The following is an 18,501-nucleotide window of genomic DNA, read 5'->3' as shown; positions in this document are numbered from 1 at the left end:
TCTTTTACCATATAGAATCTATACTCTTTATTTTCCACATACCATCATTTTGTTTTTCAAAAATGAAAGAATACTGGATATCTATTGATACATGGTCTTCTTTTACGTAGCCAGTATAACCATTCATTGTAGTTATTTTTATATATCCATCATTCTTCACTTTCTCCGGAATCCATGCTTTTACAGTTTCGTTAGATACCCGATATAAAACGCGTGAATCATGTTTTGGTTGAGTTAAAATTTTTGTTTCTTCACCAACAACAGTAGCATATAAATAACGTTCTTGCTTCGTTTGGTTACTTTCTGCCAATCCACTTGGTATCTTATATAATGTTTTCGTATCATTCACAAATTCTCCCCCCATTGCAAGAGCTACTTGTAAATCATGAAAAATATCATCATCAAACTTCCATTCATTTTTACTATACTTTTCTCCCTTAAAAACAAATTCTTCATCCAATACTCTATATAAATCGTTCTTATTTTTTAAGCTTGTGTTTTGATTTAATTCATCCATAAATTGTTTTAGTGATTGATCTTGATTAGATTCATCTTTCATCTTAACTTCAATTTGAGTGCTACTTTGCACAGGCGGTTCATTTTTTCCAAACCAGAATTGTTGAAAGTTAAACAGCACAGCCGTAAAAACTAGAACAGCTGCAACAGTGAATGTCTTTATACGAAATGGCCTTCTAATTTTAGGGAAACCTTCCTCCCTATTTTGGTATATAGATTGTTTTATTTTATAAATAAATTCCTCTTCGTCTTGAGGCTGTTTCATAGGCCCACCTTTTAATTCTTTATACCAATCCGGCTTTCTATCATTGTTCATAATTCATCCTCCGATAATATTTTTGAAACTCGTGCACGAGCGCGATGTAGCCTAGATTTCACAGTTCCAATAGACACGCCTAATGTTTCAGCAATTTCATCATAAGATAATTCATATTTTGCATCTAGTATTAATACTTCACGATGTTTTTGGGGCAAATTTAATACGGTGTCCCAAACTTCATTCATAGTTTCTTTTTGTAAAAATTGTTTTTCTGCTGACGGATATTCCTTATCATGTCGAAAAAAACTTACTAAAGAAATCCTCTTAAAATAGGAGGACTTTAAATAATTTAAAGCTGTATTCCTTGTAATTTTTAATAACCATGTCTTAACAGAGGACTCATTCCGAAATGAATCCCACTTTTTAAATACTTTTATAAACACCTCTTGCGTTATATCATCTGATAAATGTGTATCTTTTGTAATAATGAATGAATAATTCCATACGTCTTGCCAATGTTCTCTTATAACATTATCAATTTCATCATGATTGCAATTTTCAATAACCTTATGTTCCATCTCAACACCTCAAGCTTATTTGCATAAGCATAAACACCTTTCCTCATGTTTTATAATTGACTCCCTTATATAGACAAGATAAAAGTTTCTTTTGTTCCATTTTCTATTGAAAATCATACGAAAGAGTTCTGTCATCAAAATCCCAAGATACTTGTATGCAATCTTTTAACATTTGACATACGAATTGCTTCTCTTTTTCAAGTGCTCATATATCCAATTCCTTGTATAGAATCTACCATTGCCGTCCAACAGGTTGTATCATGTGGAGGTATGTACATTCACACTATATGTGGATAAAATTATCATTTCATGTCTATTTAGCTTAACTTATCTTTTCAAAAATACTGGTAATACCCTATCAACGGCAAGTTAAGATTGAGTCTCCAAAGGATTTTCTCTCATGTTGTTTACATGTTTAATATTATTCGTGTTTGTTTACACATTTACACATACCAAGTGAATAAAAAAGTACACCACTATGTGTGATGTACTTTTTTCATATATTATAAACAAAACATTGATATTAAAAAACTTTATGACACTCCATGTCTTATATTTTACAAAATTTATTTCCTTTTTTGATTAAGACTGCTGATAAGCAGATTTCGATGATTTCACATAATATACCGCATGCTCCGATTTCAAAATATGATCCGGTTTTGGTTTTCCGCGACTTGCTCTATGCCCTGCTAAATGCTCTTCACTTGTCTCCCAGTTTTTCCATGCTTCTTCAGATTCCCAGCGAATCATAACTACGACTTCTTCGTCCCCTCTTCTCACCTTTTTAACAAGAACACTTAAGTCGATAAACCCTTCAAATTTTTCAATAATACCTTCTCCAGAAAAACGCTGAACAACAAGGTCTGAAGTTCCTTCTTTAACTGTAATTGTTTTCGTTTCGATAAACATATATCCCACTCCCTTTGTATGCAAATAAATATATTATTGTTTTATTATAATTGATTTCGATAATCATTTTCAATTAAAATGTTTCAAGCTGATTTTTCTCGAATCGATTCATTGAGAAATTTAAAATACGGAAGGACTATTCCAGCTAAAGAAGTTACACATATGATAGAGCCAATTAATATATATAACGTTCTTACTCCCCATATCTCACTCAATACTCCTCCAACTAAAACACCTAGTGGCATCGCACCCCTTATTAAAAATAAGCGTACCGAAAATACCTTCCCCATCATATCATTTGGCACAGTTTGCTGGCATATTGTCGTGTTATGGACATTAAAAAACGCCATGCATACGCCCGCTACAACTTCAATCATAACTGCTAAAATGATGCTATGATTTAGGCCTAGTGAAATATATGTGATTCCTCCTACCAATAGCGCCCCAAGCATGAGAAGACGTCGACTATGATACTGAACTTTCCCAACAAGTATAGAGCCAATTACATATCCAAGGGGAAAACCTGCCATAAAATATCCATAATCAGCATAACTTGCCGAAAGCTCATCTATTATATATGGAAGGTTGATAACCATCGTTACACCGACTCCAAATTGAACAAATGTGAGAAAAACACCTAACCAAACGATAATGGGTTGTTTAAAATAATAGGTGAATCCCTCAATAGATTGTTTTAGCCAACTTTTACGAATTGTTTGAGCTACTCTATGTTCCTGTATAAATAACAGTAAAGTACCACTTATAAATAGAAATAAACAAACGAAAAATAAAGTTAGCTTTACGCCTATAAACTCAATAACAATTCCCCCTAATACAGGGGCTAAAAACATCATAAGACGAACCATACCATCAATATAAGCGTTCGCTGTTTGTAGCTCTTCCCTTGATACAATTATTGGTGTAATCGCTTGATTGGCTGGTACATAGAATGGGGTGATAAGCCCCACGATTATTTGTACAACAAAAATATGCCATGTTTCTATATTTCCAATGATTATCATACATAGAGGGAGTAAAAAAGCTAGCCCACGTGTCCACTGAGATACAAACATAATCCATTTCCGGCTCCACTTATCAATGAAAGGACCAATGACAAGCTGTAAAAGAAGCGATGGGATAAAGTAAAGTAGCCACATACTTCCTAAGGCCATTTTCGAGCCCGTTAATTGATAAATAAGAATGGAATTACATAGGGTACCAAATGCACCGCCTAATTCAGAAATCGCGCTACCAATCCACATAAAGAAAAACGATCGATTTTTTAAAATATTTCTCCCCATTTTGCACCAACTTTTATTTTTAGTTCTCCTCCTATTGTGTATATTCTATAAAAGTAAAATTATTTTATCTTTTACCTTTGGATGTACAAATTTATAATTAATGATTTAAATAGAATTCCAACTCTTTCGATATAGCCTCTAGTGCTTTCTTTTTCAAAATATACTTTGCATCTTGAATATCAACTAACTTCGCAGATCTTAAAATTTTCAAATGATGATGAATTGTTGACTTCCCAAGATTTAATTGTTCCGTTATCTCCTGCAATGTACGATCTTTTTCAAATAACAATTTTACAATTCTCAATCTTGCTTCATCACTTAAAGCCTTATGTTTATGAACTAAAAAATAACTTGGCTGATATGGATCTTCTGGATGTATACTTTCATTTGCGATTGGATAATGAAATATTTTTGTATCTTCTATATCTGCTTCGATATTCCAAGGTCGATACGTGTATTGTGGAATAAGAAGAACATGATGTACACTTGGCTCTGGAGAATAGGTAACACCGCCTGTTGCCCATTCAACAAATTCTTCGGCCTTCATCTTTTCGTTCATTTTACATTTCGTTTCATAGTCTTGTTTTAGTATAAGTGATAGCTTTTCTGCTTCCTGTTCAATAATAGCTTCATACCAGCCTGTCATCACTGCAATGAAATGCTCTTTAAGCATTTTTATATCCGCTTTACAGATGAAATCAATATAAGCAGGAAAAAATGGATTGCTACTTGTTAACTCTTTTAAGTCCTGAACTGCTTTCATCTCTCCATTTGCTGCCTTCCTTCTTTTTTCTTGATATGTATAGCCGACAAATGGAATGCATATATACTTTAAATCTTCTTCTGATAACGTGGTTACATACTGGATAAACTCAGGTAAATTCGTAAAATCTTCTTGATATAATAGTTGTAACAAGGCTTTCCACGTGTTATGTTTCTCCACGAAATGTAACTGCTCTATCATTTCCGCTGATAATGATTGTCTTATCTCCTCCCACTCACTTTGAGATTTTTCTAACGTATCAATCAGCCTTTTATGAGTGATCGCCGCAATCCCGAGCGCACACTCAAACAGTAATGAATACTTGATTTGAACGTCATATGTCTCCTTTTTTCTACTTGTCAAATTCAATACTTCCATTGTATCCCTCCTTATTTTGTTATTATTTTAAATTCTATAAATATCGAATTTATCCTTTCATATTTTTAGAATTTTAAACTTTTCAAAAAAGACTCGTAAATTAACATATTGCTCATTATATAAAACCAAGAAAAGGATAGATAAGGAAAAAACATTTATGCCTTATCTATCCTTTGTTGCACTACATATTTAATTTATAATATAATAGAAATACAATAATCCGGAACATTCCCACTAAAATGATATGTTTTTCAGGATGGAAAGGACATACAGAATATGAATAAAAACTTAACAAAAATTACAATAACAAGTGGTCTCATTCTTATTTTCTATCATTTTTTTCAATGGTATTTAGTAGAATTTCTTACACCATTTGCTATGCCGTTTTTATCAATAGCAATTCACGGATGGTTTTTCGTAATGTTAATCCTTACGATTATACATGTTATCAAATATAAAAGTTGGAAACCTTTTATTATTCAAATAACGATAATAGTTATTTGGCTATGTACACCATTTACACTAATCTATCTCAAACTAGATTTTATATTCTACAAAGAAAACCGTAAAGAAGTTGTAGAACTTATAAATCGCAAAGAGTTAGCTCCTAATATTAATCATGATAGTAGCCAAATTCATTTACCTGAACGATTTGCAGCTACTTCAAAAGGCGGTGGAGATGTACTTATACAGCATAATAAAAATGGTACCTTAGTTTTCTTTTTTACTTATCGTGGTATATTAGATAACTTTTCAGGGTTTATTTACACACCAAATGATATAAAACCAAACAAAAATGATTTTAATAGCGAATATAAAGAAATCACAAAAATCGAGAAAAATTGGTATTATGTCACGTCGTATTAAAAATGATACAAATATTAGAAATACAAAAAGCTAGCATTTTGCTAGCTTTTTAACAATTATAATTATCTATGAATGGGTAGGAACATTCATTTTATAACTAAATTAGCATTTTGCTTCGGAAATTCCGTTTTTAAATAAAAATCTTCCGCTTTCCAATATCTATGTTCAAACTTTAGGAGATTCTTTTGTGTTTCTTCATTTTCACGAAGAAACCTTTGTTCCCTTGGGCAATCCAAATACACCATGTAATCAAAGTATTCTCGCCACTCTTTACGCTGAAGAAATATTCCTTCAATTACGATCACACAAGGATTAGGTATGATTAGCTCTCTCATTTCACAGAAATCCGTTTGATGATCATAGAACGGAATGGTTAGCTGATTTGCCATTCTTAATTTATGAAACAAATGCTGTTGCAACCATTCAACATCCCATTGTAGTTGATAATACTCATACCATTCTTCATGTTTCGTATTATAGCGCTTGCTACGCTCCACAATATGATCATCAATATGAAAAATATGAAATGGAATATCTTTTTGTTTCAATTCGTCTTCTAGCTGCTTGACTAATGTTGTTTTTCCCGAACGACTCAGACCATCTATACCTAGAATAAAACGATTACTTGTATTTTCAGCAATCACTTTTACTAATTCGTTTGAATTCATTATCTTTTCCACTCTTCTTCTAATAATGAATAGATTACAGTATCATGAGCTACACCATTTTGAATCATATATTTTCGAAGTAATCCTTCTTCCTGAAAACCAGCTCTTTTCAGTAATCGATGTGAAGCCTCATTTTCTGTATACACAACTGCTGCAATCCTTATTAGCTGTAGTGTTTCAAATCCATATGTAAGAATTGCCTGTAAAGCCTCAGATGCATACCCTTTTCCCCAATACGTATCATCTAATTCATAGCCAATTTCGGCTCTCTTATGATTTGGATTGATTAAATGAAATCCAAATGTACCAATTAATTGATTTGTTCCTTTTAGCTCTATCCCCCAGCGTAAAACATTTCCCTCTTCATACCTTTTTCTAAAAGTTTGAATCGTATTTTTCACTTGTTCCATATTTTGAAAAGACTCCATCCCAAAATAACGAATAACAGATTCCTTTTCAAAATAATAAAACATTGTTTCAGCATCTAATAATGTTAATTCCCGTAATTTTAAACGCTCTGTTTCTAAAGTTGGAAACCCCATTCCCTTTTCTCCCTCTACTCTAATGAGCTGCAAATTTCGATGTAATTACCATCTGGGTCTGACACATAAGCAATCGTTTGTCCCCATGGTTTCGTGATTGGCTCCACCAATACTTTTACACCTTGTTCTCTTAATCCCGAAATCGTTTCGTTAACATCCTCCACAACAAATCCAATTTCAAAATTAGAGGATTCTGATTCACCCTTTGGAATTGATAATCCCGTTAACTCCCGTACGTTCTCTCTGCTATTCATCGCTAAAATTGTTGCTCCGGTATCAAACTCAATGTATGTACCATGTTCGCCTTTTATCGGTAAGCATAAAAGATCTTTATAAAACCGAAGACATTCTTCATATCGCTCCACATATAAAATGACATATTTCATTTTTAAGTTCATTGTAATCCCCCTTTCAAATTCTCTTCTAAAAATTCGACAAAGGACGTAGAAAACCTTGTTTATATGACAGTATTCATAATTATAAACAAAAAAAAGAAGACCGATTTCTCGGTCTCAAACATATTGGCATAAAACAGGAGATTGGTTTGGACATAACCAGTTCATACTTTTATTATATTTTATCTTTTCTGAATTTTAAATATAATAATCAACGATTTATGTTGAGAAACTTTTTTTTACAGGGATGGTTAAATATAATTGCTTGTACATCAATAACTTTTGCTTTTGAATAAATTTCTTCATATAAAGAGATGCTAAAAATGGAGGTGTATACATATGGAACCAATGCTTTGCCCAAGTTGTAAAACAAATCGCACTCGCTTTAATATTCTTGAGCAGCAAATAAAACCAGTAAAATTAAATCCACAAACTGGTCAAATTGAAGAAGAATATACGAACGAAACAATGAATGCTTTTCATATGGCATATCAAGGACCTTCCTATCGTGTCCAATGTGCAGTATGCGGGCTTGTTGAGAACCCAGAACAATTTATTAAACCTGCGCAAAACCAATCATTCTAACACTTGGAAACTTGATTCATATTTCCTAATCCAAAAGGTAACATAAAATCTCTCATTACCTTTTGGATTATCTATCAATTACTCGCTTTTAATCGACCTACTCATCTCTTCATAATGCTTTTTTATTTTTTCTTGGAATTGACTATATGCCATTTCCACTTGTTTCTCTTGCTTCTCGGTTAAATCGTTTATCTTTTTCTCTATTTCATCAGCTAGTTGTTGACTCATTTTTTCGTCTTTATGTAGAATTGTAACCGTATGCTTCATAGCAATCTGAACGCTTCTTATATTTTCTTTCGTTTTCCGTTCATATTCATCAAGTTTCATTTTATCACTGACGCTAGCCATATTTAAATCTACTTGAGCTCCACCAGCCTTTAATCTACGACTCGTAATATCTTTTCCTGTTTCTTTAAACTGATCTTGTAACTCTTTTGCATTATTTGCTACTACGTATTTCCCCTTACTTACTTCCGCGATCTCTTTTAATTGTTTTTCTGCTTCATGATCTACTTGAAATCCAATAATATTCATAATAGGTTTTATGTTTGAATTCGAAACTTTCTGAGCCTCTTCAACTGGATTTCCTCCACATGTTTCCACTCCATCACTTACAACATACATTATATTTTTATCATTTGCTTTTGCAGATTGGAACGTTTCTGTAGATCTTTTAATTGCTTCAGCGAGCGGTGTCCACCCTACCGGCTGAAACCCATCTAATGATTGACGGAACGTTGTTTGATTATACTTTTGTAAAGTATATACATTTTCAATTGCTCCGCATGAAGCCGTTTTATCCTTCTCATCATTTGATCCTTTATGTCCATATACTCGTAACGAAACATTAACAGCCTCTGGTAAATCAGAAACAAATTGCTGAATTGCCTCTTTTGCAATATCCATCTTCATTTTTCCATCGATTTTACCAGCCATACTCCCACTAGCATCTAATAGTATTTCAATATTATAGTTTCCCCTGTCCTCTTTATTTTTTTGCTCTCCCTTTGTTCCATTGCTTTTCTTTTCTTCATCCTCAACTCTGCCTATTTCTAAAATTTGTAATGGCATTTTATCAAATGGTATAATCTCCTGTTTTAACAAGCTATACATCGTATGTACATATAAGTCCGCTTGCTCACTATTAGATTTATTCTTCAAATCGGCAGATTTTACATTCTCTTCCGTATCATGAGCTACCTCTTTCATAATCGGTTCCGATTCTTTCGATATGTCCAATAACCCCACTTTATACTTCCCGTTATATTTTCCATTCGGATATTTCGTCATTTCTTCAAATGTAACAGGAATAGAATGAACAACCTGTTTTTCATTATCTATTTTCTTACTTTCTTTCTGGCTTACATTCTTGTTCTCTGTTTTCGTTGTTTCTGTTTGTGTACCACAAGCATTACAAAAGATAAAAATGATACATATCAATGTCAGTTTATATACCCTTTGCACATTTCTTCCCCCTAACTATATCCATATACAATTAATCCCATTTACGAATGATTATAACAGAATAATCTTATCTTTCTGAAAAATAAACAAAAAAATTACATATACTCCTATAAAATTTCCTTACAACTCTTTCTGAAACCAATAAAAAACGCCACTTGTTTTCCAAGTAACGTTTTTAATTTTATTCTTCATCTATTCTTTCAACTCACTGTAAAATTACTTCCCCTTTTAATACAACTAATCGAACGAGTACAAGCAAATCAATTATTATATGTAGTAGCATGGATGGATAAATGGATCCTATGGTCATATACAATCGTCAGGAACTGTTCAAAGTAACGCTCAGTGAGATGCAACTGTACTATTGTTTTAGAACCGAGTCCTTCACAAAACCTCTTTTTTTAATTTTCTTATCTTCCAAAATAGCCTTACAAATATATACACATACATGCATCCGAAAAACCCCATCATAATTTTCATCCAAATAGGACTATTAGATTCTGAAGGTCCTAAGAGATTCAAATACATCCCCGGTATCATAATGACAAAGATAAGTGCAAAAAATCTCGTTAAATCCATAAGTTTTTCAATCTTTGTTTCTTTCTTAGAATAAATATCCGGTAATTCATCATCATCTGTTACTTCTTTAGAAAAATAGTGCCATTTCTTAAAACTTGTTACATGCTTCCAGCCAGACATCTCATATATTTCAATGTATTCTTTTTGATTCATTTGTGAGTTTCGATTATCTAGTTTGAAATCGGCTTTATAAACAACATCCTTCGGCTCTGTTTTCTTAAATGTGTACATAAAATTGTAGTTTTGGAATGCCCAGCCCTTTTGGTGCATTTTTCTTAAATACGCCTCTTCTTTTTCTAGGTTCCACGCCGCAAAAAATTTGAATGTCTTCTTAATCTCCATACTGTCTTCACTCCCCTAGAATATTTTCCCCATTTTGAACAGAACGTTGTAACCTTTTAAATTCAAGTTCTAACACTTCTCTACCAAATGGGGTTAACACATAACATTTCTTTCTATCTGTAGATGCTACTTCCACAATTAGTTTTTCTTTCAATAACTTTGTCGTGTTCCCATATAACGTACCAGGTCCGAGTTTTACTTCTCCATTCGTCATTTCTTCCACCATTTGCATAATCCCATAACCATGCAGAGGCTTTACTAATGACAACAAAATGTAATACGTCGCCTCTGTTAATGGAATATATTTCTGCGCTTTCACACTCATTATAACTACCTCCGATACATCGATATATGATATATCGCCTCACGATACATCGTATATCGATATTGTATATCGTATTCCAAATAAATACAGCTAAAAACGAATCTGTTTTTTGAAATTTTATATTTATTCTATATAAAAATATTATTAATTTTCAGAAAAATTTGTTAAAATATAACAAATACACTTGTCTACTTTTTGAAAGGATGATACATATGATAAATAAATTAAAAGAAAATATAAGTTCTGTTTTTGTCGGAAAAGAAAACGTGGTTGATTTACTCCTTGTTTCATTACTTGCGGATGGTCATGTATTGCTTGAGGATGTACCTGGTACTGGAAAGACATTACTCGCTAAAACAATTGCAAAAAGTATTGGCGGCGGATTTTCTCGTGTTCAATTCACTCCCGATGTACTTCCGAGTGACGTGACAGGCATTGAATATTTCAATCCTAAAACGAGTGAATTTGAATTAAGATTTGGACCAGTCATGACAAATATATTGTTAGCAGATGAAATAAATCGGGCTATGCCTAGAACACAATCTAGTTTATTAGAAGCAATGGAAGAGCGCCAAGTAACTCTCGAAAAACAGTCCACGCCTCTTCCTAAACCTTTCTTTGTTATTGCAACGCAAAATCCAATTGAATCACAAGGGACTTTTCCTCTTCCGGATGCACAGCTAGATCGTTTTTTAATGACCATTTCAATTGGCTATCCTTCTCCAGAAGATGAACTAAAAATGATGCGCCGTTTTCGAAATAACAAGCCTTTAGATGCCATTCGCCCCGTTATAAATTTAGAAGAAATTTTACAAGTACAACAAAAAGCAAAAGAAATATACGTATCTGAATCGTTAGAGCACTATATCATTCAACTAGCCAACGCTACACGAAATCATGATTATATCGCCAACGGTGTCAGCCCGCGTGCAACACTTGCCTTAGTCAGGGCGATACAAGCATTGGCCTTTTTACATGGTCGTGAATACTGTACGCCTGAAGATATACAACTCTTACTTCCTTACGTATGGAAACATCGTCTCATTTTATCAATGGAGGGTGCGCTGCGAACAACAAAACAGAAGTTAATTGAAAGTATTTTAACTGACGTAGACGTTCCTGTGGAGATTGAGCAATCATGAATGGACAACGCGTTGTAACTGTTCCTTTATTTTTTCAAACTCATATTATTCAATTAACTATTCCAATCGCTTCACTATTTACATTTGTGCTACCGCAACGATTTTTCATGTTTCTATTTTTCTTTTATTATTTGTTTGCATTTTTTATTTATCGATATGTCACTTATATTGAGAACCGGTTCCAAATAATAAATGATAAGCAAACCACTCGTCTTTTTCCAAATGAGACCGGTACATTACATATCCGTTTGAAGAATAGAGCTAAATTACCACTTGTCAATGGTGCATGTTATTTTCATTTAAACCCATTCTTACTTCCACATACGGACCAAGGGATGACAAAAATATCAAAGACATTGTTTTCTTTTCCATTTTCCCAACCTGCTCATTCACAGCAAAATTGGGAGTTAACATTAACAGCTACAAAACGAGGAGTGTTTCAAATTGAACAATTTGAATGTGTTCTTGGAGATCCATTTCAAATCATATCTGTACATTTACCAATTTTAGATAAATTAAAAATGGAAATTATCGTTTACCCTACTCCCAAAAAGGTAGCTGGTTTACAAGAAATTCAACAATTATTAACGGGATCTTATAAAACAAACTTTTCCTTTTTCCAAGATGAAACATCAATTATTGGCGTAAAGCAATACGAACGTGAATCTTTTCGCTCCATCCATTGGAAGGCATCTGCAAAAATGCAAAGTTTACAAGCAAAACGATATGAACCTGTTAAAAATTATAGCTGGACAATTTGCCTTTCGTTAGCTGCCGAACGAGGAATCGGCTGGAAACATAATATTGAAGATCTCATATCTTTTGCAACATATATTTGTCAATACGCAACAAAACATCAAATTCCGTTTGAATTATTTATTAGTGTTTTAGTAGAGGGGGGCCCTATACATTTACCAGTAAATGAGGGGCATATACACTATGCGAAAGCATTAGAAGAGCTAGCTCGTGTTTCAGATGACAGTACGTTACTACCACAGCAAGGATTTCTTCACTATATAATGCGAAAAAGAGAGCGTTCTTCCACAATGATTTATCTCGGTATTCCTAAGGAACATGTACCTCTCACAATGCAGCCTACTTTTCTCATTCATCATGAAGGGATGGTGGAACCATTTGAAAATGCTACTACAATACGTTCATGATTTCATTCTCCTTCTGCTTCTTTCTCTACTTACGGAAAGAGATGAAATGATAAGTATAGTGATATTTTTATCGGTTAGTTACGTAGCATTATTTGCTTTAAATGCATTTATAAAAAAGAAAAATATAGGATTAATCATACTCTTAATCCTTCAAATTATTGGCTGCGCTATTTTTCTATCGTTTTCTGTTTTAGGTACAATACTTTTACCGCTATTCTTTTTTATCGTACATGCAACAGAGTTCGGTTCTCCAGTCCAAAAATCAATTGGTGCTATTGTATGGTTTGTAGTTTCAGCGTTATTTTATCCTCCATTTCCGCCTTTATGGAAGTTGATGTTACTAGTATTACATATTCTACTAACCTTTTGGCTGACTGGAGCAAATCGAAACCAACAACTAGTACGCTTTATTTCTATCATTACTATTGGAATCATCAGCGCTTTGCTTATCCCAATATTTCCGTATATTCGTCTGATTTTATCTTATATTGTTGAAAAAATCGCTTTAGGGTTTGGTTTTGCTTTAAGCCCACTGTTCTCAGCAGCTGAATTAAAAGATACAGATGATTTTTGGAATAATAAGGGACATATAAATAAACCACAAATTGAAGAAGGTAGTCCAAAAGAATTTGACCCAATAATTGTAAATAGTATTACAATTATCATTATCACTTGTATCGCATTTTATATCATTTGGAAAGTATATAAAAAGCGCGAGTATTTTAAATTACCTAATATCCCTATTTTCGAATCTATTTTGATTACAGATAAAGAAGGAACAAACCAAAAACCAATACGATACAATAAACCACCAAAAAATGAAGTTCGCAAAGAAATTTTCAAACTAGAAAAAAAATTAACACCACCATTAAATCGGAAGCGTGGTGAAACGGTTGACGCGTGGATGGAGCGAATTCAGACAGAAGAAGATGTCTCTATTCAGGTTGACACAATTATAAAAGCGTACAATACAGTACGCTACGCGAATCAAGAAAATAATGAACTTTTTAGGCAGTTTAAAGAAGAAGTAAATAAGCTCTATGCCTATCAAAAAACATTGAAAAAGAAAAAATAAAATCCCCCCTCGAGGGCTCTATTTTAGAGTAATCGAGGAGGTGTTTCTTATTTTAATCGTTGCCCATCATAAACCTTAATATCTAATGGTGCTGTCAAAAATTGATTTGCTTTACTAACAAAAGAAGTAAAATGTTCACTCGTATTGTGGCTAGCAACCGCTTCTGCATCTTGCCAAACTTCTACCATTGTATATACATTTTCTTTTTCAGTATCTTTATATAAATCATATGATACGTTTCCACTTTCTTCTCTTGAACCATGAATCAACGGTTGAATTTCTTCTAAAAATGCTTGTTGTTTTGCTGGATCCACTTGAAATACTGCGTGAATGATAATCATAGTGCTTCCCCTCTCATATTCTACGTATCTTTATAAAATTACTTCCACTGAGCAATTTTATCAATCGGCAGACGAACTGATTTGTATCCACTATCAGCTGCTTTTCCAATTGAAATCAACATAACTGGTACATAACGGTCTTTATCTAATCCGAAAGCTTCTGCAATTTTGTCCTTCTCAAAACCACCAATTGGACATGTGTCATATCCATGAGCGCGAGCTGCCAGCATAAATTGCATTGATGCAAGGCCACCATCAATTAATACTGTATCCTTCATTACTTCTGGTGAAACTGAAGAGAAATACGCAGAAAGCTTTTGCATTTGAGCTTGTTTCACTTCAGCTGGCATAAGCCCACGTTCAACCGCTGTGCCATAAATCTCTTCTGCATTATCAAAGTTTTGTAAATCACCAAATACAGCGATCATTGCTGAAGATGTTTCTACTTGAAGTTGATTGAATTTCGCAAGAGGTGCAAGCGTTGCTTTTCCTTCTTCACTATCGATTACAAGAAAACGCCAAGGCTGCATATTTACTGAAGATGGTGCAAGTGTTGCTTCAGTCAGAATTTCTGTCATTTCTTCTTTACTAATTTTCACAGCTGGGTCGTATTTGCGAATTGAACGACGTCCTGTTAAAATTTCTGTAAAATCATTGATTTTCGTTACGTTATTCATAGATGTAATCTCCCTTTTTCAATTTTATATTTAGATTTCCTGAATATTTGCTTCAATGCGATTTAACATATTTAAAAGGTTATCTCGCTCTTCTTCACTTAAACCTTTTAGCGCTGAAGCTGCAAAACGCTCTTTCTCTTCTTGAAAGGCATGAATTTTATTTCGTCCATCTTTCGTAAGAGAGACTAAAGTAATCCTGTTATCATCTGGATTTTTACGTCGTGTAATCATTCCATTTGCTTCAAGCTGTTTTAAATGCCTTGTAATCGCAGCATTATCAATATTCACTTCTTTTTGAAGTGCTTTTTGACTAATTTCATCTACTTCATATAACTGAAGTATAAGCTCAAGCCTAGATTGACTCATACCTGTACAACCTTCAAACTTTGAACTCACTTCTTTATTAAGAAAGTGTAATTTATATAAAATAATCGCTTCCTTTGAACATGAATTTGTCAAATTATCCCTCCTTTGCAAAGGCAACACATAATTATTTGACATATCAATAATTGATACATCAAATAATATACCCGATTAAAATTTTAAATGCAACCATTTTGTTTTTCACTTATTTATTTTTTGCCTACATAAAAAAATAAAACCTCTTTCCTTTTACAAAGAGGTTTTATTCATTCCGATTAAATTATAAATTTCTCTCTAACAATATTCCCACCTGTTCTGCAATTACACGTGATGGTTCATTTCATTCATTCGTGTATTCGTGCACAAATCATTTAAAAATGTGTAATTATGATAAATCGCATGTATATAAGAAGTGAAACTTTAATATCAACCTCATTAGTAATCTTACCTTGCCATTTTTCCAAAATTAAGTATTTCACCAGATTACAAATAAGGAAAATTTCCCTATAATAGAAATATCATGAAAGACTGGAGAGTGATTGTAATGCGGCAATTTATTACGAAAAGAAATGAGGAAATGAACATGAAAAACGAAATGAGGATTTTAATACATGAAAACAATAAATATAGGGATTGTAGCGCATGTAGACGCTGGAAAGACGAGTTTGACTGAGCGTATTCTTTATGAAACTAATGTGATTCAGGAAATCGGTCAAGTAGATAAAGGAAGCACACAAACGGATTCGATGGAGTTAGAAAAGCAACGTGGTATTACAATTAAAGCATCTGTCGTTTCATTTTTTATAAATGATCTGAAGGTAAATGTAATTGACACACCCGGCCATGCGGATTTTATTGCTGAAGTGGAGCGATCTTTTCGTGTTCTAGATGGAGCCGTTTTAGTTATATCTGCAGTTGAGGGCATTCAGGCACAAACCAAAATTTTAATGAGAACTCTGCAGAAACTGCGCATTCCGACCATACTATTCGTCAATAAAATTGATCGGAGTGGTGCCCAAACTACTAAAGTGATCCAACAAATACGGGAAATGCTTACCAATCAAGTACTTCCATTATATAAAGTGAAAAATGAAGGGACAAAAGATGCATGTATGATTCAAAATGAAGTACATGCTGATGTATATGATGAATATATTGAACTTCTAGCAACACATAATGAATCGTTACTTGAATCCTATGTAAATGGCGAAGTATTAACTACAGCCACTTTAAGAAATGAATTATGGGATCAAATTCAGCATGCAACTGTATATCCAATCTTTTTCGGTTCGGCAATGACTGGAATAGGAATCACTGAATTACTCGAAGGTATCTCAGTAATGATTCCCAAAAATAATTGTGACAATGATATAAATACACCTTTATCTGGGATTATTTTTAAAATCGAAAGAGAACTTACCGGGGAAAAAATTGCTTACGTACGAATATTCTCAGGCTGTTTACACGTAAGAAAATATGTTGATATTAATCGAAAACAAAGTGACTTAAAGACCCTTTCACACAAAGAAAAAATCAAAAAGCTTCATATATTTCATAATGGAAGTGCTATTCAATCCCCTACTGCTGGAACGGGAGAGTTTTGTAAAGTATGGGGGCTTAGCGACATTAGAATCGGTGACGTGATCGGTGAATGGTCAGATAAAATGAAAGATATTCACTTTGCAGAACCTCAAATGGAAGCTGCAATTGAAGCACGGCCAAAAGGGGAAAATCACAACCTATATCAAGCACTCGTAGAACTCTCAGAAGAAGATCCACTTATAAAAGTAGTGAAAGATGATATTCACAATGAAATCTATATTCGGCTTTTTGGTGAAGTTCAAAAAGAAGTGATTGAAACAACTTTACAGGAAAAATATAATTTAAATGTTTCTTTCTCAGACACAAGAATTGTATGTATAGAAAAACCAATTGGAATCGGAAATGCACTAGAAATAATGGGTGAAAAGAATAACCCTTTCTATGCAACAATTGGTTTTCACATGAAGCCTAGTGCACCAGGTTCTGGTATCACTTATAACTTAGAAGTCGAGCTTGGCTCATTGCCTTTAGCATTTCATAAAGCCATTGAAGACACTGTATTCCAAACGTTAAAACAAGGCTTATATGGATGGGAAGTCACTGACATTGCCGTAACATTAACCCATACCGGTTATGCAAGTCCCGTAACGACAGCTGGTGATTTTAGAAAACTAACACCTCTTGTCTTGGTGGATGCTTTAAAGCAAGCTGGAACAAATGTATACGAACCAGTAAATGAATTTGAATTAACAGTACCAACAAATTCAATTAGCACAGCAATGTATAAATTATCGGCAATACACGCTACTTTTAAAGACCCTGTACTGCATAACAATTCCTTTTATTTAACAGGAACTCTGCCTATGGCCAAAACGGAAAATTTTAAGCGCGGCCTACATTCTTTCACTGAAGGCGAAGGTGTTTTTATCGCTAGACCTTGCGGATATAGTAAAATCGAATCAAATTTCCCGTCGCGAAAACGAGTAGATTATAATCCACTGAATCGAAAAGATTATTTACTACATGTGCTTCGTGCTTATTAAGTGAAGATACTAGCATGCTCTGTTGTTCCCATAATCAACCTCCTTTTATACTAATTTGTTAAAAGAAAACAAATTTATCAACTTGAGCATATAAAGTGAAACTTTAATCAGTGAGGGGTCTCCATCCCCCACTGATTATTAGTTGAACCAATCGGGCTTTTACGGACAGTTCATCTCCCACCTAACTTCTTCGCTTTCGCTGAATTTTGAGGTGGGAGTGTTACTGTCCTTTAATGCGGGATAAAATAAAAAAGCGAATCTAAAGAAAGTTTAATTCCTTAGATTCGCTTTTTCTATAATATTTCACGAGTGATATGACACTTTTATCGGGGCGTTTAAAGCATCATAACTAAGTAGAGAATTTATTATCAAATTATACTTAAAAACCAATTACTATCCATTCATCGACAACATTCCAGAAATTTAAATTGTACTTAGGTGGCTTATTTTTAAACCACAAGGTTGAATTCACATCAATTTTAATGGGTTCATCTCATTCTTCGATAATGCCCCAATCATTTGATACTTCATCTTCGGGAACTCCCCCATAGTATGACTGACATAATAGTAGACACCAATATGCTTTCAACTCGTATTCCGAAACTTCACAAACAGGAAATAAAAAGAGCGCTCGATCTAGATAAGCTCGAAAAACAAGGTTTTGTAAACAGTCTGATCTTTCAC

The 18,501-nt window shown here is 33.5% G+C and carries 20 protein-coding genes and 1 pseudogene; 6 read left to right on the top strand and 15 right to left on the bottom strand.

The window, feature by feature from the left end; all coding sequences use genetic code 11:
* Positions 1-4: 4 nt before the first annotated feature.
* From ORL93_RS02230 to ORL93_RS02210, 5 genes are all read right to left on the bottom strand, one after another.
* On the bottom strand, positions 5-832 hold the full coding sequence (locus tag ORL93_RS02230; RefSeq protein ID WP_018765771.1) for an SH3 domain-containing protein: 828 nt from the start codon (positions 830-832) through the stop codon (positions 5-7).
* On the bottom strand, positions 829-1,353 hold the full coding sequence (locus tag ORL93_RS02225; protein ID WP_003198341.1) for an RNA polymerase sigma factor: 525 nt from the start codon (positions 1,351-1,353) through the stop codon (positions 829-831). The genes ORL93_RS02230 and ORL93_RS02225 overlap by 4 nt, the downstream gene beginning before the upstream one ends.
* A gap of 582 nt (positions 1,354-1,935) precedes the next feature.
* A complete protein-coding gene (locus tag ORL93_RS02220; protein WP_097795520.1) occupies positions 1,936-2,262 on the bottom strand; it encodes an antibiotic biosynthesis monooxygenase family protein in 327 nt (108 codons plus the stop codon).
* A gap of 83 nt (positions 2,263-2,345) precedes the next feature.
* Positions 2,346-3,563: an MFS transporter gene (locus ORL93_RS02215; protein WP_097795519.1), complete on the bottom strand. Its 1,218-nt coding sequence runs from the start codon at positions 3,561-3,563 to the stop codon at positions 2,346-2,348.
* Positions 3,564-3,660: 97 nt separating this feature from the next.
* Positions 3,661-4,704 carry an ArsR/SmtB family transcription factor gene (locus ORL93_RS02210; protein WP_097795518.1) on the bottom strand — a complete coding sequence of 348 codons (1,044 nt, stop codon included), beginning with the start codon at positions 4,702-4,704 and terminating at the stop codon, positions 3,661-3,663.
* Between the two features lie 276 nt (positions 4,705-4,980).
* On the opposite strand from ORL93_RS02210, the gene ORL93_RS02205 reads away from it, so the two are divergent.
* Complete coding sequence (locus tag ORL93_RS02205; RefSeq protein WP_097795517.1) at positions 4,981-5,571, top strand: hypothetical protein; 591 nt, start codon at positions 4,981-4,983, stop codon at positions 5,569-5,571.
* An 86-nt stretch (positions 5,572-5,657) separates the two neighbouring features.
* Here ORL93_RS02205 and ORL93_RS02200 read toward each other — a convergent pair whose 3' ends face one another.
* Genes ORL93_RS02200 through ORL93_RS02190 form a run of 3 tightly spaced genes read right to left on the bottom strand, consistent with a single transcriptional unit; the run spans position 5,658 to position 7,179 of the window.
* Positions 5,658-6,239, bottom strand: a complete 582-nt coding sequence (locus ORL93_RS02200) for a kinase (RefSeq protein WP_097795516.1) — start codon at positions 6,237-6,239, stop codon at positions 5,658-5,660.
* Positions 6,239-6,781 (bottom strand): GNAT family N-acetyltransferase, encoded by a 543-nt coding sequence (locus ORL93_RS02195; RefSeq protein WP_097795515.1) that lies wholly within the window; start codon positions 6,779-6,781, stop codon positions 6,239-6,241. The genes ORL93_RS02200 and ORL93_RS02195 overlap by 1 nt, the downstream gene beginning before the upstream one ends.
* A gap of 14 nt (positions 6,782-6,795) precedes the next feature.
* Positions 6,796-7,179 (bottom strand): VOC family protein, encoded by a 384-nt coding sequence (locus ORL93_RS02190; RefSeq protein WP_097795514.1) that lies wholly within the window; start codon positions 7,177-7,179, stop codon positions 6,796-6,798.
* A 336-nt stretch (positions 7,180-7,515) separates the two neighbouring features.
* Here ORL93_RS02190 and ORL93_RS02185 point away from each other — a divergent pair, with 336 nt between their 5' ends.
* Positions 7,516-7,761 carry a hypothetical protein gene (locus ORL93_RS02185; protein ID WP_003198313.1) on the top strand — a complete coding sequence of 82 codons (246 nt, stop codon included), beginning with the start codon at positions 7,516-7,518 and terminating at the stop codon, positions 7,759-7,761.
* A gap of 78 nt (positions 7,762-7,839) precedes the next feature.
* On the opposite strand, the gene ORL93_RS02180 is transcribed toward ORL93_RS02185, so the two are convergent.
* From ORL93_RS02180 to ORL93_RS02170, 3 genes are all read right to left on the bottom strand, one after another.
* A complete protein-coding gene (locus ORL93_RS02180; RefSeq protein ID WP_097795513.1) occupies positions 7,840-9,225 on the bottom strand; it encodes a VWA domain-containing protein in 1,386 nt (461 codons plus the stop codon).
* Between the two features lie 384 nt (positions 9,226-9,609).
* Positions 9,610-10,146 carry a DUF2812 domain-containing protein gene (locus ORL93_RS02175; RefSeq protein ID WP_265958553.1) on the bottom strand — a complete coding sequence of 179 codons (537 nt, stop codon included), beginning with the start codon at positions 10,144-10,146 and terminating at the stop codon, positions 9,610-9,612.
* Between the two features lie 7 nt (positions 10,147-10,153).
* Positions 10,154-10,471 (bottom strand): PadR family transcriptional regulator, encoded by a 318-nt coding sequence (locus tag ORL93_RS02170; protein WP_018780735.1) that lies wholly within the window; start codon positions 10,469-10,471, stop codon positions 10,154-10,156.
* A gap of 161 nt (positions 10,472-10,632) precedes the next feature.
* On the opposite strand from ORL93_RS02170, the gene ORL93_RS02165 reads away from it, so the two are divergent.
* The 3 genes from ORL93_RS02165 to ORL93_RS02155 are packed head-to-tail and all read left to right on the top strand — an operon-like array spanning position 10,633 to position 13,851.
* Positions 10,633-11,613: an AAA family ATPase gene (locus ORL93_RS02165; RefSeq protein WP_255262445.1), complete on the top strand. Its 981-nt coding sequence runs from the start codon at positions 10,633-10,635 to the stop codon at positions 11,611-11,613.
* Complete coding sequence (locus ORL93_RS02160) at positions 11,610-12,776, top strand: DUF58 domain-containing protein (RefSeq protein WP_097795510.1); 1,167 nt, start codon at positions 11,610-11,612, stop codon at positions 12,774-12,776. The genes ORL93_RS02165 and ORL93_RS02160 overlap by 4 nt, the downstream gene beginning before the upstream one ends.
* Positions 12,748-13,851, top strand: coding sequence for a DUF4018 domain-containing protein (locus ORL93_RS02155; RefSeq protein ID WP_097795509.1), 1,104 nt, complete (start codon positions 12,748-12,750; stop codon positions 13,849-13,851). The genes ORL93_RS02160 and ORL93_RS02155 overlap by 29 nt, the downstream gene beginning before the upstream one ends.
* A 47-nt stretch (positions 13,852-13,898) precedes the next feature.
* On the opposite strand, the gene ORL93_RS02150 is transcribed toward ORL93_RS02155, so the two are convergent.
* The 3 genes from ORL93_RS02150 to ORL93_RS02140 are packed head-to-tail and all read right to left on the bottom strand — an operon-like array spanning position 13,899 to position 15,328.
* Positions 13,899-14,192 carry a putative quinol monooxygenase gene (locus tag ORL93_RS02150; RefSeq protein ID WP_097795508.1) on the bottom strand — a complete coding sequence of 98 codons (294 nt, stop codon included), beginning with the start codon at positions 14,190-14,192 and terminating at the stop codon, positions 13,899-13,901.
* 38 nt (positions 14,193-14,230) lie between these two features.
* Positions 14,231-14,869: a nitroreductase family protein gene (locus tag ORL93_RS02145; RefSeq protein ID WP_097795507.1), complete on the bottom strand. Its 639-nt coding sequence runs from the start codon at positions 14,867-14,869 to the stop codon at positions 14,231-14,233.
* Between the two features lie 30 nt (positions 14,870-14,899).
* On the bottom strand, positions 14,900-15,328 hold the full coding sequence (locus tag ORL93_RS02140; RefSeq protein WP_003198290.1) for a MarR family winged helix-turn-helix transcriptional regulator: 429 nt from the start codon (positions 15,326-15,328) through the stop codon (positions 14,900-14,902).
* Positions 15,329-15,843: 515 nt separating this feature from the next.
* Here ORL93_RS02140 and tet point away from each other — a divergent pair.
* Positions 15,844-17,817, top strand: coding sequence for a tetracycline resistance ribosomal protection protein (gene tet / locus ORL93_RS02135; RefSeq protein ID WP_265958549.1), 1,974 nt, complete (start codon positions 15,844-15,846; stop codon positions 17,815-17,817).
* A 379-nt stretch (positions 17,818-18,196) separates the two neighbouring features.
* Here the strand turns inward: tet and ORL93_RS02130 are convergent.
* Positions 18,197-18,399 (bottom strand): annotated as a pseudogene (locus tag ORL93_RS02130) (SMI1/KNR4 family protein); the annotation flags it as partial.
* Positions 18,400-18,501 lie beyond the last annotated feature (102 nt).

Origin of the sequence: Bacillus sp. DHT2, from assembly GCF_026241455.1 — a bacterium.
GTDB lineage: Bacteria > Bacillota > Bacilli > Bacillales > Bacillaceae_G > Bacillus_A > Bacillus_A pseudomycoides.
Note: the sequence above shows the minus strand (reverse complement) of the source record. Positions and strands in the feature narration are given on the sequence as shown.